The organism is Bacillus sp. 17RED48 (assembly GCF_019837545.1).
Classification (GTDB): domain Bacteria; phylum Bacillota; class Bacilli; order Bacillales; family Bacillaceae_G; genus Bacillus_A; species Bacillus_A wiedmannii.
In genome coordinates this window covers 27955-42977 of sequence record NZ_JADAXG010000007.1, presented here as the reverse complement: position 1 = coordinate 42977, position 15023 = coordinate 27955, and the positions used below count along the sequence as shown (strand labels likewise).

The 15023-nt window shown below is 31.1% G+C and carries 15 protein-coding genes and 1 pseudogene; 4 read left to right on the top strand and 12 right to left on the bottom strand.

The genetic code is table 11. The features are described 5' to 3' along the window. Nucleotides 1–356 precede the first annotated feature (356 nt). Nucleotides 357–1583: an AraC family transcriptional regulator gene (locus tag ILT06_RS23300; RefSeq protein ID WP_064475303.1), complete on the top strand. Its 1227-nt coding sequence runs from the start codon at nt 357–359 to the stop codon at nt 1581–1583. Nucleotides 1584–1881: 298 nt separating this feature from the next. Here the strand turns inward: ILT06_RS23300 and ILT06_RS23295 are convergent, their stop codons facing one another. The 7 genes and pseudogenes from ILT06_RS23295 to yqeK all read right to left on the bottom strand — a co-directional run bounded on the left by ILT06_RS23295 (nt 1882) and on the right by yqeK (nt 8883). Then, entirely contained in the window at nt 1882–4548 is a 2667-nt protein-coding gene (locus ILT06_RS23295) for a M4 family metallopeptidase (protein WP_064475302.1), read from the bottom strand. A gap of 208 nt (nt 4549–4756) precedes the next feature. Continuing rightward, the gene (locus ILT06_RS23290) at nt 4757–5131 is read right to left on the bottom strand and encodes a hypothetical protein (RefSeq protein ID WP_001059012.1); all 375 of its coding nucleotides are present in this window, start codon (nt 5129–5131) and stop codon (nt 4757–4759) included. A gap of 108 nt (nt 5132–5239) precedes the next feature. Continuing rightward, nucleotides 5240–6088: a GNAT family N-acetyltransferase gene (locus ILT06_RS23285; RefSeq protein ID WP_000617082.1), complete on the bottom strand. Its 849-nt coding sequence runs from the start codon at nt 6086–6088 to the stop codon at nt 5240–5242. Nucleotides 6089–6190: 102 nt separating this feature from the next. Next, complete coding sequence (locus tag ILT06_RS23280) at nt 6191–6826, bottom strand: SDR family oxidoreductase (protein ID WP_064475300.1); 636 nt, start codon at nt 6824–6826, stop codon at nt 6191–6193. 15 nt (nt 6827–6841) lie between these two features. Continuing rightward, nucleotides 6842–7582 carry a 5'-methylthioadenosine/S-adenosylhomocysteine nucleosidase gene (mtnN, locus tag ILT06_RS23275; protein WP_098102356.1) on the bottom strand — a complete coding sequence of 247 codons (741 nt, stop codon included), beginning with the start codon at nt 7580–7582 and terminating at the stop codon, nt 6842–6844. After that, nucleotides 7579–8261, bottom strand: a pseudogene (locus ILT06_RS23270) (DUF3885 domain-containing protein). The gene mtnN and the pseudogene ILT06_RS23270 overlap by 4 nt, the downstream one beginning before the upstream one ends. Before the next feature lie 13 nt (nt 8262–8274). Then, complete coding sequence (gene yqeK, locus ILT06_RS23265) at nt 8275–8883, bottom strand: bis(5'-nucleosyl)-tetraphosphatase (symmetrical) YqeK (protein WP_064475299.1); 609 nt, start codon at nt 8881–8883, stop codon at nt 8275–8277. A 192-nt stretch (nt 8884–9075) separates the two neighbouring features. Here yqeK and ILT06_RS23260 point away from each other — a divergent pair, with 192 nt between their 5' ends. The 3 genes from ILT06_RS23260 to ILT06_RS23250 all read left to right on the top strand — a co-directional run bounded on the left by ILT06_RS23260 (nt 9076) and on the right by ILT06_RS23250 (nt 12116). Next, nucleotides 9076–9771 (top strand): response regulator transcription factor, encoded by a 696-nt coding sequence (locus ILT06_RS23260; protein ID WP_064475298.1) that lies wholly within the window; start codon nt 9076–9078, stop codon nt 9769–9771. Further along, nucleotides 9761–10918, top strand: coding sequence for a sensor histidine kinase (locus ILT06_RS23255; RefSeq protein ID WP_064475297.1), 1158 nt, complete (start codon nt 9761–9763; stop codon nt 10916–10918). The genes ILT06_RS23260 and ILT06_RS23255 overlap by 11 nt, the downstream gene beginning before the upstream one ends. 181 nt (nt 10919–11099) lie before the next feature. Then, a complete protein-coding gene (locus tag ILT06_RS23250) occupies nt 11100–12116 on the top strand; it encodes a D-alanyl-D-alanine carboxypeptidase family protein (RefSeq protein ID WP_064475296.1) in 1017 nt (338 codons plus the stop codon). Between the two features lie 58 nt (nt 12117–12174). On the opposite strand, the gene ILT06_RS23245 is transcribed toward ILT06_RS23250, so the two are convergent. The 5 genes from ILT06_RS23245 to ILT06_RS23225 form a co-directional block, all read right to left on the bottom strand. After that, on the bottom strand, nt 12175–12633 hold the full coding sequence (locus ILT06_RS23245) for a DinB family protein (protein WP_064475295.1): 459 nt from the start codon (nt 12631–12633) through the stop codon (nt 12175–12177). A 2-nt stretch (nt 12634–12635) separates the two neighbouring features. Beyond that, the gene (locus tag ILT06_RS23240) at nt 12636–13376 is read right to left on the bottom strand and encodes an alpha/beta fold hydrolase (protein WP_064475294.1); all 741 of its coding nucleotides are present in this window, start codon (nt 13374–13376) and stop codon (nt 12636–12638) included. After that, complete coding sequence (locus ILT06_RS23235) at nt 13369–13929, bottom strand: nucleoside/nucleotide kinase family protein (RefSeq protein ID WP_064475965.1); 561 nt, start codon at nt 13927–13929, stop codon at nt 13369–13371. The genes ILT06_RS23240 and ILT06_RS23235 overlap by 8 nt, the downstream gene beginning before the upstream one ends. Nucleotides 13930–13980: 51 nt before the next feature. Next, complete coding sequence (locus ILT06_RS23230) at nt 13981–14502, bottom strand: GNAT family N-acetyltransferase (RefSeq protein ID WP_081257245.1); 522 nt, start codon at nt 14500–14502, stop codon at nt 13981–13983. Nucleotides 14503–14620: 118 nt separating this feature from the next. Then, a complete protein-coding gene (locus ILT06_RS23225; protein ID WP_064475292.1) occupies nt 14621–14977 on the bottom strand; it encodes a hypothetical protein in 357 nt (118 codons plus the stop codon). Nucleotides 14978–15023 lie beyond the last annotated feature (46 nt).

Genomic DNA, 15023 nt, shown 5'->3' with positions numbered 1-15023 from the left:
ACTTATATCTCTACTTCGAAAATCGTTACATATTAACTTCTATCGAAAATTCACATTAATTACTTAACTTCAATTCATTAATCTCTCCCTTCCTATCCCTATTTAAAATCCAATCTTAATCATTTTTGATACATATAAGCAATGAACAACGAATAAGTGTGACAATTCATATTTTACGTTCCCCCCTAAAACTATTACCTGTATATTCAAATAATATGTGCTAACCATGTTAAATTATGGTATTATTCTTAGAAGTTTATAATTTTTATAAATAAAGTTTTTCCGTTTCTACTTATTATGAAAAAAGGGAATATATAAACATTCAACTATTACACACAACTGTAAGGAGGAATAATATGACTAAAAAGCTCAGTCTAGTTGAGATAGAGTACATTTGTAATATGTTTTTCCAATCTTTTGAAATTCCAGTTTGTTTTTTAGATTGTAACAAAAATATTCTTTTAGAATTTACATCAAAAGATGATTCACATTCGTTCTATAAATCAAAAATAGAACAGTTACATGTGCTTTTTCAAAAAAATGATTCATTTAATTCGCCTATCTTCAGAATTCACCAATATTTAGGGCACTTCATTTTAATTCACATAAAGAGCCATTATATAGTGAACGGTACTGTTATTATTGGGCCCTTGACACATGTAAATTTTTCTACAAGTAAAACGGATAGTAACCTTAATTTTATTTCGAATTATAAAAGAACAAGAGACCATTATTTTTCATTGTCAGTCAAAGATCAAAATTTCTTTGTAAATATAGCAATATTGTTCTATAACATTCTCTATAAAAAAAATTCAGATGTAAGTACCTTTTCAAATAACAGTGACTCATTTCATGTAAGTCATAGCAGTATCTTAAACGAGGATGTATATATTTCAATGCAAAAAAACGAATCTATCTGTCATAATTTGTATATAGAGAACCAACTACTTGGAGCTATAGAAAACGGGGATAAAGAAAGCGCACTCAAATATTATTACGAATTCCAACAAGAGACTCTTTCATCCTTATCTTCATTTCATCAATTAAGACGTCATAAAAACATTTGTATTTCATCCATCACACTTGCTACTAGATATGCTATAAAAGGAGGACTTCCTTCCGGGATCGCTTACAAGATTTACGATCTACACATTCAAAAGACAGAGGATTTAAAAGACACACAATCTGTTTGGGATTTATTAAGAAATGTTTTCTGTACTTTTGCAGACTGTGTAAAAGCACAAAAAGTACAGAAGCACTCAAAGACAATCGCTATTTGCAAAAACTATATTTTTGAAAATATTTACAATCAAATATCTGTTAAACAACTTGCTAAATTTGCAAACGTAAATTCAGATTATTTATCTATATTATTCAAAAAAGAAGTCGGTATTTCATTAATTGAGTACATTCAACGTGAACGAATCGAAGAAGCAAAAAAGTTATTAACTTTCACAACCTATCCCTTATCAGACATATGTGCTTCGCTCAACTTTAGTGATCAAAGCTATTTTACTAAAATTTTTAAAAAATTCACTAACGAAACACCTGGTAAATACCGAAAATCTCATGTTGTCATATAGAGTTAAACTTTCATTAAAACAAAGTGTTTTTAGTAACTTATCAATGGCAGATTAGAATTACTTCCACACTCATGGCCTTTTGAATTTAGGCTATTTTTAAATCAAAAAAACACGTTACTATTCTTTTATTTGAATGAGAATAGTAACGTGTTTTATATGTAATGTAGGTCTGTAGGCAAAACAGTGTCCAGGCACAAAGTTTTATAGAAGCCAAATACACTACTTAAATACTAAAATCTTATTAAGTAAAAAATTCATCTAATAATTATTGTGTGAGAAATAATCCCTACTATTATTTTTATATCTTTCTAAATTTGCGAACCAAAGTGAGTACTGTACTGACAATAATCATCCATATGCCCATTGCTGTACTGTTCGTTTCACTTGCACCCGTGTTGGGAAGCTCTTTATATGTAGATTCTTTTTTATCAGAATTAATGCTGTTCGGGATATTACTGTTATTAGTAAGACCTTTAGCTTTGCTAGTATCTTTATCCTTCACTAATACTTTTTGTATTGCATGTATCTCATTACCTACAGAATCTGTGACACTATATATTATTTTAAAAGTACCAGCTTTAGAGGGATCTACATCTCCTTCATAAACTACTTTAGAAGTAAGGTCACCGTTTTCCTTATCAGTAGCTGATACTCCTACCATTGGATCGAATTGATCCCCCTCAGTAATTGTAGTTGTAGCAGGTACTTTTAGTATTGGTATTTCATTTTTAACTTCATCTCTAACTTTGACCGTTACAGTTTGTTCCGCAGTTACTTTATGACCTTTAGAATCTGTAACTATGTACGTTAATACGTAAGTACCGGCTTTAGTGCTATCTACTTCACCATTAACTTTTACTTTAGAAGTAAGGTCGCCGTCTTCTTTATCAATAGCTAATACCTTTGCCATTGGATCGAATGAATCTCCTACATGAATTGTCGCTGCAGTAGGCACTGTTAATGTAGGGTTTAAATCTAATGTTTCTCCATTTCCCTCTACAATTACAGTCTGTGTAGCCGCTGTATGTCCCCCTTGAGAGTCAACGACCGAGTAGTCCACAATGTATGTACCTGGTTTAGAAGTATCTACATCGCCTTTATGTTTTACTTTATTTGTTAAATCACCATCTTCTTTATCAACAGCTTTTACGTTACTCATCGGGTCAAACGTATCACCTATACGCAGTGTAATTGTAAACGGTACAGTTAGCTCTGGGATTTCGTTTTCTGCGTTTTTTTCGTTTTCTTTCACTGTTCCTTTAATTTTTGCTGCATCAAAAGCTTTTTGAACCGCTTCAATCTCAATTGAGTTCGCTCCATATTTGTTTGTTGCAACTTTAAGACACGCTAATCTTAATTCAGAGAAATTAGAAGTCATGTTCAATTCATCAGTATTTGCATAATAGAAAATATCAAACATTTTATCTTCACCAATACCATTTACAGTTACACCGTTATGAGTGCCACCTTGTGCAATTAAATACGCGACTTTATTAATAATACTTGAGTTGAAATGAACGCCCTCATTATCTTCTCCGTTTAAATCACTGTATTTGCTATAATCATCTGGATACGGTACTCCATTAAAAAATTTGACTGCAGATGGATTTTTCATATTACGAAGAGCTGATCCAGTTTGTTCTCCTATTGTCCAATTAAATTCTCCATTATTTATATATTTCTCAATAGCCGTTCCCATAATATCAGATAATGCCTCGTTAATTGCTCCAGATTCTCCGAAAAATTCAAGATTAGATTCGCTAGATGTAACCGCATGTGTAAATTCATGGCCCGCTATATCAAACGCTCTAACCATTGGATCACCATATATAAGCATACTAACATTGTTAACATTAGCACTAAATGCATTTCCCCAATTTTTAGGATCATCTATTTCTCCAGAATCCCATGCATGTACAACTGAAACTACTTTTTTCCCCTTATTATCAAAACTATTACGCTTATATTTGTCTTTATAAAAATCATATACGTTTGTTGCTAAGAAATGAGCACTTACCGCTTTTGGATCATTAAATGTTGTTGAAGTGCTAGTTGCTAATATACCAGGATAATATTTACCTTCTAAAGTAATATCTCTATAATTTACATCGTACGTCTCAATTCCTTGCCCCCTTGTGTAATCAGCAAGCGCATATTTCCCGTTACTTTGTTCAGAAATACCGAATGTACGAGTTATACCTAAATCATCTTTTCCAGTTCCGGTTAATGATTTAAAATTGCTTTTTTTACTCTCCTTAATAGCTTCAACATGCTCTTCACTTACTTTTAAATCTGACTCTTGCACCATATTTTTCAACATATCACCATTATGAGCATTCACTAAATAAGTTCCAGTTACATAGTTTGGTGTTGCAGCAGCAAATGTAACTTGATATGCATTGCTAGCCTGCCCATTATTTTCAGTAACAAAAATAACTTCCTTAACTTCTGGTTCAGAAATAAATTTAATATCGTTCCCGTATTTCGTATAAATATATTGTTTTGCTTCTTCTTTTGAGAAAGTACTAGTGTTCTTTAAATCTACCTGTGTTAAATTTTGTGCACTTTCTCCTGAAATACTTTTAATAATACCCTTTTTATCTACATGGGCAGTCAATTGGTGTCCATATACTTCTTTACCTTCATATATTTGTTGCATACGCACAAGTGTAGTCCCATCATAAGAAGCACGTTTTTGAACAACTTTGTAATCTACTCCTTTGTCCCCACTAACTTGTTTTGGAGACAAAGCATGCTCCGCCTTTTCCTTAAGTGCATCTTTCACTACGTTCTCAGGCATCTTTTGTGATGGTTGTGTAAGTGCACCTGTACGGAACGAATCCTCATGAATTTCAACTTGCATTTGACCCGTTTCTTCTGCATAAGCTATTCCATATGGTGTTACACTTGTTAAAACTAACCCTGTTGTTAATGCAACTATAGCTATTTCTTTTTTATTCTTCATTTTATTTTCCTCGTATAATTTCCTAAAATATGAAACTGCTTCAATGTATTCCTATCAAAAATAGAAAAAATAAAAAGTACATCACATTACGCAAAACTGTATTATAAAAAGATGACTTCTGTAATCAACAAAAGTCACCTCTTCAATATGTCATATCCCTAATATATTTTTAATACATACTTTCTATATGAAAAAGAAAAAGTATTCTTTAACGAGCATTTTGCAATACTTTTATTAGGTCATTTATATTTTCAACTTTTTGCTGAAACTGATCAAGCCTGTTATGTAGCAATGAAGGATTCTTATCTTCAGTTGAAATAACTTTTTTTAATTCTTGTTCTAATTTATCATATGTATCAAAGAAATTATCAAATTCTACACTTATAAGTTCTTCATTTTCACGATAAAATCTTTTTGCTTCTATATAAGTCATATATGATTTATTTAAAAACCCTAATGAAATTAAATATTTAGAAGTGTTTTCTTGATAAATGGCAATATCACATGCTATTTTAATATCAGAATAAGTCTTTTGAACGAAACAATGTAATTCAAAAATCTTAAACTTTAATCCATTATTCATTTCATCCCCTCCCATCCTATCTATTTTACATAAAAAAAGAATATTATACAAAATAAAATATCAATATAGCACAAAAATAAAAAGCGAAATAATGACTCCTTTCGCTTTTTATAACAATACATACATTTCATATTGTGCTAATGAATTCTTTTCAAATCCAGTTTTCTTTAAAAACCCTTCCAGTAAATTGTTGTTTGGAAACCCAATTGATAAACTTGATACATGTAAGTTTTCTCTTGCTACTTGTAATAATTTTGATCCAATACTACGATTTCTATAGTCTTTGTCTACGAATATAAAACTAATTTTACCTTGTTCATTCATACATATTGAACCCTTTAAATCATTATCGACATATGCACCGTAAAATGTATTATTTGTTTTTTCGATATAATCCATATCATTTTGCCAATTTATATGGAAGTGTAACCATTTCTGAATTTCAACTTTAAAAGCTGGAAATTCTAATTGTTTTACTTCAATTTCCTTACAATCTTTATTTATTATTTTAGTCATATCTTTTAAATTATAATAAGATAGATCGTACACTTTTTCATAGCCTAATTTCGTATAAAAATGAATCGCTCGGTCATTGCCTACAATGACTTCAAGAAAAAGTTGCTTACACTCATTTTGAAGCGCCTCTTCCTTATGCAGTTCAAATAATTTTTGACTCACACCAATACCGCGGTAATTAGGATGAACCGCTAATGTTCCACAACGCATTGTTTTTATGTTTTCATAATCCTTTATCCCGCCAAGTATTACACCAACAGATTTGTTACCGTCTAAAGCAAGAAAGGAATGTTTTAGTGAATTCCCTTCTGGTCCCAAAAACCTTTTTATAAAATCTTCTTTTGAAACTTCCATTTTAATAATGTAATCTGAAAATCCATCTTTAAAAGCTTCATACACTAAATCTATACTTACTTCACTGCATCTTTTGTATTGAATCATATAAAATTCTCCCCCACTTACTCGTGTTAAACTTAGCATTCAAATACGTAAAATGTACTAGTGCCAATCTACCCATCATTCTTTAACTTTTAATTAAACCATTTAATTTGAAATAAACGGGCACTTCCCTACATATCTCTCACTGTTAATTTGTTTTATCACAAATGGTGCAATATCACTATTTTGAATTTTGATTCCTGGCATATCTACTAAACTCTCCTTTATATTTCCAATGCTCTTCCCTTCCATAACAAATGGTAATCTAACAATTGTCCAATCTACATCACTACCTTGAATAGTTTGCAATTCTTTATATTTATCTTGCATCATCTTTGATAAAAATGCTTTAAACAAGGTAGCTCCTATTTTATTTACAATTCCCTTTTGATCTTCTGTAACATCTAAAGAACCACCAGAAATTAGAATATATCGTTTTATTTCAAACTCTTTCATTGCTTCTAAAATATGCTTTGTTACTGTGCTAAAAATATAAGATTCATTTTTTGGTTGACCTACCGCATTAATTACAGCTTGACACCCTTGAAGTAATTCACGTATTGAAGAAAAATCACGTGCATCTCCAATAATAGTCTCTAAATTTTCATTAGTTATCGTCATATTATTAGAATTTCTTGTTAATATTTTTACTTGATATCCCTTTTCTAATGCTTCGTTTACAAGGAATTTCCCAGCTTTCCCGTTTGCACCCAGAATAGCTATTTTATTTGTACTTTCCAATATTAATCCCTCTTACTATCTATTATTTACTACATTAATCTCATACACACGTAAAAAAGCAATTAAATGCTCGCACGCTCGTTCACACGCTAACATTTTAAAGATTTTTTGTTCCTCTTTCGTTTTATCATTTGCTTGATCTGAAGCAGCTTTTAAAATGAGAAAAGGTTTTTTATTGATTTGACACACATAAGCAAAAGCTGCCACTTCTTGATCAACCGCCAATGCTCCATATACAGTATGGAGTAAATATCTCATTTCTGAACTACGGATACGTTGATCTCCAGATAAAAATGTACCATAATGAATCGGATCATAAGATCGTATCTTTTTTATTCTTCTTACAAGTGACTTTGTTGTTTCAATAGGTGCTGTTCTACCATTATATAAATTAAAAACATCTTCCCCCGAACCAGCAGCAGTAACGTCGTGTTGTATTGCATTAAGGGCTACTACAATATGTCCATTTTTCACCTTATTTGATAGACTTCCACATATACCTGTCATAAACAACTCATCTGGCTGAAATTCACTAATTAATAATTGCGCACAACTAGCACAGCTTACTTTCCCAACTCCAGTTATAACAGAAATAATTTCCAGATCATTGATATAATGAAAATGAAATTCCCAAGCTGCTCTTTTTTCAATGCGTTCACTTGGATAATATTGATGCAAATACGTAAGTTCTGGTTCCCATGCGGCTACGATTGCAATACGTTTCATTACACGCTTCACTTCCCCCATTGTTGTCATGTAAATAAGTTATCTATACTTTCTCGTTCATAATCTGGAATCCACTCTTTATATTTCTCATATAAATTTCGTATTGTTTCTTTATTCTTCGCAATTACTTCACATCCTCTATCATCATAAACAAACATGATAATATCTTTCGTTGCATTTATGAGAAATACATCTGGATAAGAAATCTCTTCCTTACGTCCAAAACGAGGATTAAGACCTGGAAAATCTTCATGATTCGCAGCTTGAATAAGCGGTTTATACTTTATATCGCTAGCAAAACATTTTAACGAAAGTTGATATGTACAATATAAATTAGCTTCTTCATCTTCAAATAGAAAAGGTACTGTTTCTTGTCTTATTTGGAACTTTAAATCCCTCTTTTTAATAAATCGATTATATACATTTATTTTCTGCGAATTTTTCACGTTTTCCTTTTTAAATCGATAAACATTTATTACTAAAAACACTTCATCTTCTTTTGAAAATATATCTTCAAATAAGTATTTATTATATGTATATAGTTGAGTGAAGTATTCCATATTTACATCGTCGGTTCTTTCGACATTTCGACATTTGGACATTTCCCTTTCCCAAAATGAAAATGCAAATGATTTTTCCACTGAAAGTATATATGTGGTACTAATGTAACTCCAGGAAATGTTTGATTCATATATTCTTTTAATTGCATTCTTATACCCTTTCTACTCTACAATTTCTTTTAACTGCCAATATGCATCATCTAGCCACGGATGTAAAACTTTCAACGTGTCTCTTCTATCCCACAAATATGAAATATATGAAAAAGCACCATGTTCTAAAGATTTTTCTAATCCTTTTTTTACTTCTACTAAATAAGGTGGTGTCCCATTATGATCCCACTCTATTTTATCAGCAACAAATAACACTAAATCCATCTTCGTTGCATGCTTACGTAGTGTAGTATGACAATTAATTGCATTTAAAATTTCTTCATCTTCCACTTTAAATATCTCTTTTGCAATTATTTTCGACAATTTTTGATGAATAATCATCGGGAATTCTCGTTCTTCTAGTAATATCTCTATTCCAAATTGTTCAGCAACTGCAACCCGCTCTTCATTCGGAAAGATTGCACTAATATCATGTAAATATGCTGCCATTGCTGCCTTTTCCTCGTTTTCATGATACTTAATCACAATTTTCTGGGCTTCATTTGCTACCCGAATTGAATGCTTATATGTAAGTTCTTTATTGTATTTTAATAGAAAAACTTTTATATTATTTTCAATTTTTCCAGTCGGAGTAAATGAATAAATATCTTTATATAACATCATAAGTCCCCCTTCTTCCAAACATTCAATATAACGTTGTATTTAAATATCCTTTTTATTTGTATTCGTTATGAATGTTTTAATCCCTTTTTTATACGTTACATGAAATTTTATGTGGAATCATGGCTACAAAATACATAAATGTTTGATATTATAGTAATGTTAATGATTTGTTAGGAAAGGAACTACATAATGAAGAAAAACATATTAATTATTGATGATGATAAAGAAATTGTTGAGTTACTTGCTGTTTATTTGCGAAATGAAGGCTATAACATTTATAAAGCATACGATGGCGATGAGGCATTGCAAATGATTTCTACATATGAAGTTGACCTTATGGTTTTGGATATAATGATGCCAAAACGAAACGGATTAGAAGTTTGCCAGGAAGTTCGTGAGAATAATACTGTACCTATTCTTATGCTGAGTGCAAAAGCCGAAGATATGGATAAAATATTAGGTCTTATGACAGGTGCAGATGATTATATGATTAAGCCATTCAATCCATTAGAATTAGTAGCTAGAGTGAAAGCTTTGTTACGAAGATCATCTTTCCAAAATGCCACTTCCTCCAAAAATGAAGATGGTATTATTCGTATTCGTTCTGCTGAAATACACAAACATAATCATACTGTTAAAGTAAATGGAGAATATATTAAACTTACATCTATTGAATTTGATATTTTATATTTACTTGCGAGTAATACCGGAAGAGTATTTAGTTCCGAAGAAATTTTTGAACGCGTTTGGAATGAAGATGGTTATGGCTCAAATAAAACTGTAATGGTCCACATTAGTAATTTACGGGATAAACTTGAAACAGGAATGAATGGAGAGAAGTTTATTCATACTGTTTGGGGAGTAGGCTATAAAATTGAGAAATGAAGCATTTGATATATTAAAAGATATCCCAAAATGGAAGTTGATTTTTTGGTTTATGTTAGCCATCACACTTACTCCTATTACTGAATTAATAATATATCGTCTTGTTACAAGTGTAATTGAAAGTTCACTTACATTAAGCGAACTCGGCAAAGAATTCATTAGAATTTTTGGATATGAAAAATATAAAGGAATAAAAGAATCTCTCTGGATGATGATTGTATCTTATTTGTTTTTATTTTCTATTTTTTCATCCTACCTATACATTTTTTATCGTCATGAAAGAAAGCTTTACTATGAAACTTGTATTAAAAAAATGATAGAAGAGATTCGTTATATTGCAGATGGAAACTTCAATCATAAAATTTCTATCGTACATCATAATTATCTGGAAGAGTTAGCGACCGGTGTTAATCAAATTGTTGAACAATTGAAAGTCTCAATTGATGAAGAAAGACAGGCGGAACAAGCTAAAAGTGAACTTATTACAAATGTATCGCATGATTTACGTACTCCTCTTACCTCTATAGTTGGATACGTGAATTTAATCCACCATGATAATTATAGAGATGAAGTGGAATTACGCTATTACATACAAGTCATTTACGATAAAGTAACCCGTCTTAATGCATTAATGAATGATTTGTTTGAATATACACGTGTTCAAAATAAAGAGTTAAGTTTATTTTCTGCTCCTATTGATATTGTAGAGCTACTTGGACAATTAACTGTTCAATTCCGCATACAGGTTCAAGAAGCTAATATAGAATGTCGACCTTCTTTTCCATCTCAAAAACTCATGGTATTAGCTGATGGTGATAAATTAGTTCGCGTATTTGAAAATCTAATTATTAATGCTATCGCTTATGGTAGCGATGGTGAGTATATTGATATTACTGCTTACGAAAGTAATAATATGATTGCAATTGATATTACAAATTACGGCCAGCCTATTCCGAGTACCGATTTACCTCATATTTTTGAACGTTTTTATCGCGTGGAGAAATCGCGCTCGACAAACACTGGTGGATCTGGACTCGGATTGGCAATTGCAAAAAGTATTGTCGAATTGCATAAAGGAACAATTGAAGTATATAGTGATGAGAAAAGAACAACTTTCACTATAAAACTACAACCATATAAATGTTAATACAATTTAATTTTAGGTTCAATTTCTTATCATATAAGAAATTGAACCTTTTATTTTCCATCAATATCCAAAATTAAATAATCCTTTATAATTCTTTAGAAATTCTTTACCTTTTCTTTCTTCCTAATTAAGCATTCTTTTTTACAATACTATTATTGATGTCATAGTAGGAGGATCGCTTATGCAATTCTTGAAAAAATTCACAATTTTATTATTATCTTTTGTTATTACAGCACTTATCGTTTTATATTTTTACCTTTATGTAAATGGTCCAATTATTCAAGCTAAATCAGCTATTTTAATAGATGCTAATTCAGGTGAAGTTGTTTATAAAAAAAATGAAGAAATTCCTATACAATCAGCTACTTTATCTAAATTAATGACAGAGTATATCGCAATGGAGCAGCTGAATGAAGGGAAAATACAGTTAGATGAATTAGTAAAAATAAATAACGAAGTTTTCCGAGCAGAAACGAGCCCTATACAAGTAACTTCGAAAGATAAAACGACAGTTCGTGATTTACTTCATGCATTGTTTTTGACAGGGAATAATCGTTCCGCACTTGCCCTTGCAGAACAGATTGCTGGAAACGAAGATAACTTTACACTTGTAATGAATGAGAAAGCAAAACAACTAAAGTTATCACAACCATCCCCGTTTCTAAATGCTACTGGAATGAATAACGATACAAATAAACAATCAACTACAACAGCTATAGACGTAGCTAAACTAGCAACACAATTAGTAAAAGACTTTCCTAATGTATTGAACATTACGAAACTAACCTCTTACCAATTTACCTTCAAAGACTCAAAAGTTTTCAACACAAATAAAATGATTTATTCCCTTAATAAAAACATTAAACTCCAAGGTGTTGATGGCTTACAAACTAGTTTTTCAACTAATGGTAATTATAGTTTTGTCAGTACAGCAAAACGAGGAGATACTAGACTTATTTCAGTAATATTAGACGCCGACGATGAAAACAGTACTTTTATTGAAACAAAAAAATTACTACAGTATGGTTTTGATCCTTCCTCGTACTCTGCACTCCAAGCTTTTAAAGATACTGTTACATCGTGGACAGTTTTACTTCAGTTTAAAAATTTGATTATACAAACATTATTGATTTTCTTCATTATTACAATTTTAATGTTTTTACATATACGTCAGAAAAAATCCGAGGATTTCAACTAAGAAATCTTCTTATATATAAAAACCGGCTTGCATTCACAGTGCAAGCCGGTTTCTAAATCTATAGTCCTCTTCCAATTAAATTCGCTGAAACAGGCTGAAGATTTAATTCTCTCGCCCATATAGATAGCTGACCGATATGGTGAATTTCATGTACAATTACATGTCTTAAAACTTCACCGTATGTATATGTTTTATCTGTCCACGAAGCTTTTAATATCTTACATTCTAGGCTAAATGACCACAACTGTAAAAAATCTTCTAATTCTCGTATATATAAATTAGATAACGCTTTCACTTTTTGGATGGATTGATAATCTTTAAACTGCGGTTCATTATCTTCTTTTCCTTGAAGCGCACTAATCCAGCTGTACTCAACATCGACAATATGGAATAATGTTTCTAAAACACTCCCAACACCACCTACACGCTTGCGGAGTAATTCTTTCTCTGAAAGTTGTTCACACCACTTAAACCAATCATCTCTTACTTGCCAATTGTATTGAAATAACGTGTACATATTTATCTCTCCCCTACCTCAACAATCCACTTAACCGCATCTATTACATAATATGGTTCATCTTTTTGAATATAGTGACCGCTTTGTTCTGCAATTACAAATTTATGATTGTATGATAATCGTAATAATTCTTCTTGCAACTGTAACCACTTCAGTTGTGCAGCTTGCGAATAAAAAGTTTTTTTACCAGCAGCTAACACGACAAGTGGAATATCATTCATTGATTTACAATGTCTATCTACTTCACTTAAACTAAATGTAAACTCTTCATAAGAACTTTCATATACAAACTGTTTATAGTAAGCTTCTTGAAATTCTGGAGACATGATTGGCAGAAAATCTTCTTTATAATTTTCCGGTGTCGAATCAACCAAAACGATTCCCAACATATCTTCGGGATAAAAAGTCGCAAATAAACGTGCATTTATACCGCCAAAAGAATGTCCTACAAAAATATAAGGTGGTTTCAATTGTAATTGCGCCAAGCAACACCTTAAATCTTTTACCATTTCAGAACTAATACGTCTCTTGGAACTCTTCCCACTTTTTCCTACGCCCGCTCGATCATATGTAAGTACCGTCCCATATTCCGTCAACTCTTTAGCGATATGATCCCATGTCTTTGAATAATCGCCATAGCCTGCCTCCATTATAATAACAGGTTGCAACTGCTTTCCTTGGAATACTTTTGAATACATTTTAAAATCATCAACTTGTACATATTCCTCTATACATTTAACCATTGACGATTACTTCTCTCCGATTAAGTGACTCTAAAATTTGATTAATTATTTCATCGACAGATAAAGATCCATCCAAAACAATATCTGAATTTGGCTTTACGGTATGAAGTGCCTCTAAATATGCTTTTCTAGCATATGTTATATAGTGTTTTAAATTATTTTGTATTTCACTCATTGTATCTTCCTTAAAATCTCGCAAAATTCTTCTAGCCATCGCAATATCTAAAGGTGTGTCGATAAATATGGTTACATCAATGAATTGTCGCATTTCACTATTTAGGTATGCAAAAGGATAATCTACAATAATATAATCTAGATAACTATTTTGTAACAGATGCTGAATATCCTTAATTAATGGTGTAAGTACCCATTCATCATAATTTGCTCCATCATCAATCCATTTACAAATATCAGCAGGACAATTATCAAAGTCATAGCTATCAAAATATAGTGCTTTTGAATTCATTAACTTGTGAGTTAAACTTTCTGTAACAGTAGTTTTACCTCCTCCTGAAACAGCTGCAACTGAAATTACTTTAGTATTTTTATTCATAACTTCCCACCATACCCCTTTTAATTGACATAACATAATTATAAAAAACTATTATTTTTTATCACTCCATTCATATTCTAACATACTCATTTCCCATAAATTCCAATATGTTTCTCCTACTTTTTTGGATTCTCTTAATAAACCTTCTTTTACAAATCCTATTTTTTCATAACATGAGATGGCCGACGTATTAAAATCATAAACACCAAGAGTTACTCTATGTAGTTTTAATTCTTTAAATGCAATTTGTAATACTGCTTTTATCATATGTTTCCCTATAGAACGCCCTCGCATTTTCGTATCACCAACTAACACTTTTCCAATTCTTGCAGATTTATTTATATTGTCAATTTGCCCAAGTGAAATATGACCAATTACTTTTATAGTCTCTTCATCTATTACTTTAAATGCAAGCGTATTTTTGCATTCAATATATTTTTCTAATTGTTGTTCATGTAAAGGGTATGTAAATACATTTCCTGACCACTGTATTAAAAATTCTTCGCAATCAATCCAATTTATTAATTGTTTGAAATCAGTTCTTGTAAATTGTTTCAGCTTGATCACTCTCATTCTCCTTTCACACAACCTTTTATACACCTTCAAATTTATTTCTATATGAAAAATATATTCCCTTTTAAACAAAATAAAAAGCCATTCATAAGAATGGCTTAGCATCAATAAAGCATAATTACTCTTTATTTGCTACGTCAACACCGTTAAAATCAAACTCATCAACAACAGTTGTAGCAGGTGGTAAAATCGCTTCAATTTTACAAAGAGATATAATTGCTGCAACTGAACCAGGAATAGCAGCCAGCTTAACAACATCGCAAGTTACAGAAGAAACAGTACCTATATAAGTACGTCCTTCAGTGTTAATTCGCACTGTTTTATTAATTAATTTTTTAAGTTCGTCTCTAATTCCTTGTACACAAGAGCTGTCACATTTCTCATGCTGTTCTTTTTTACACTCTTCAAAAACATCCCAACAATCATCATGTTTACACGTACATTTTTTTCTACAATTATTAAATCGAGAACCCAAATCCTCACCCCCTAATCATTTCTATTAGTAAAGTATGTCCAATAGC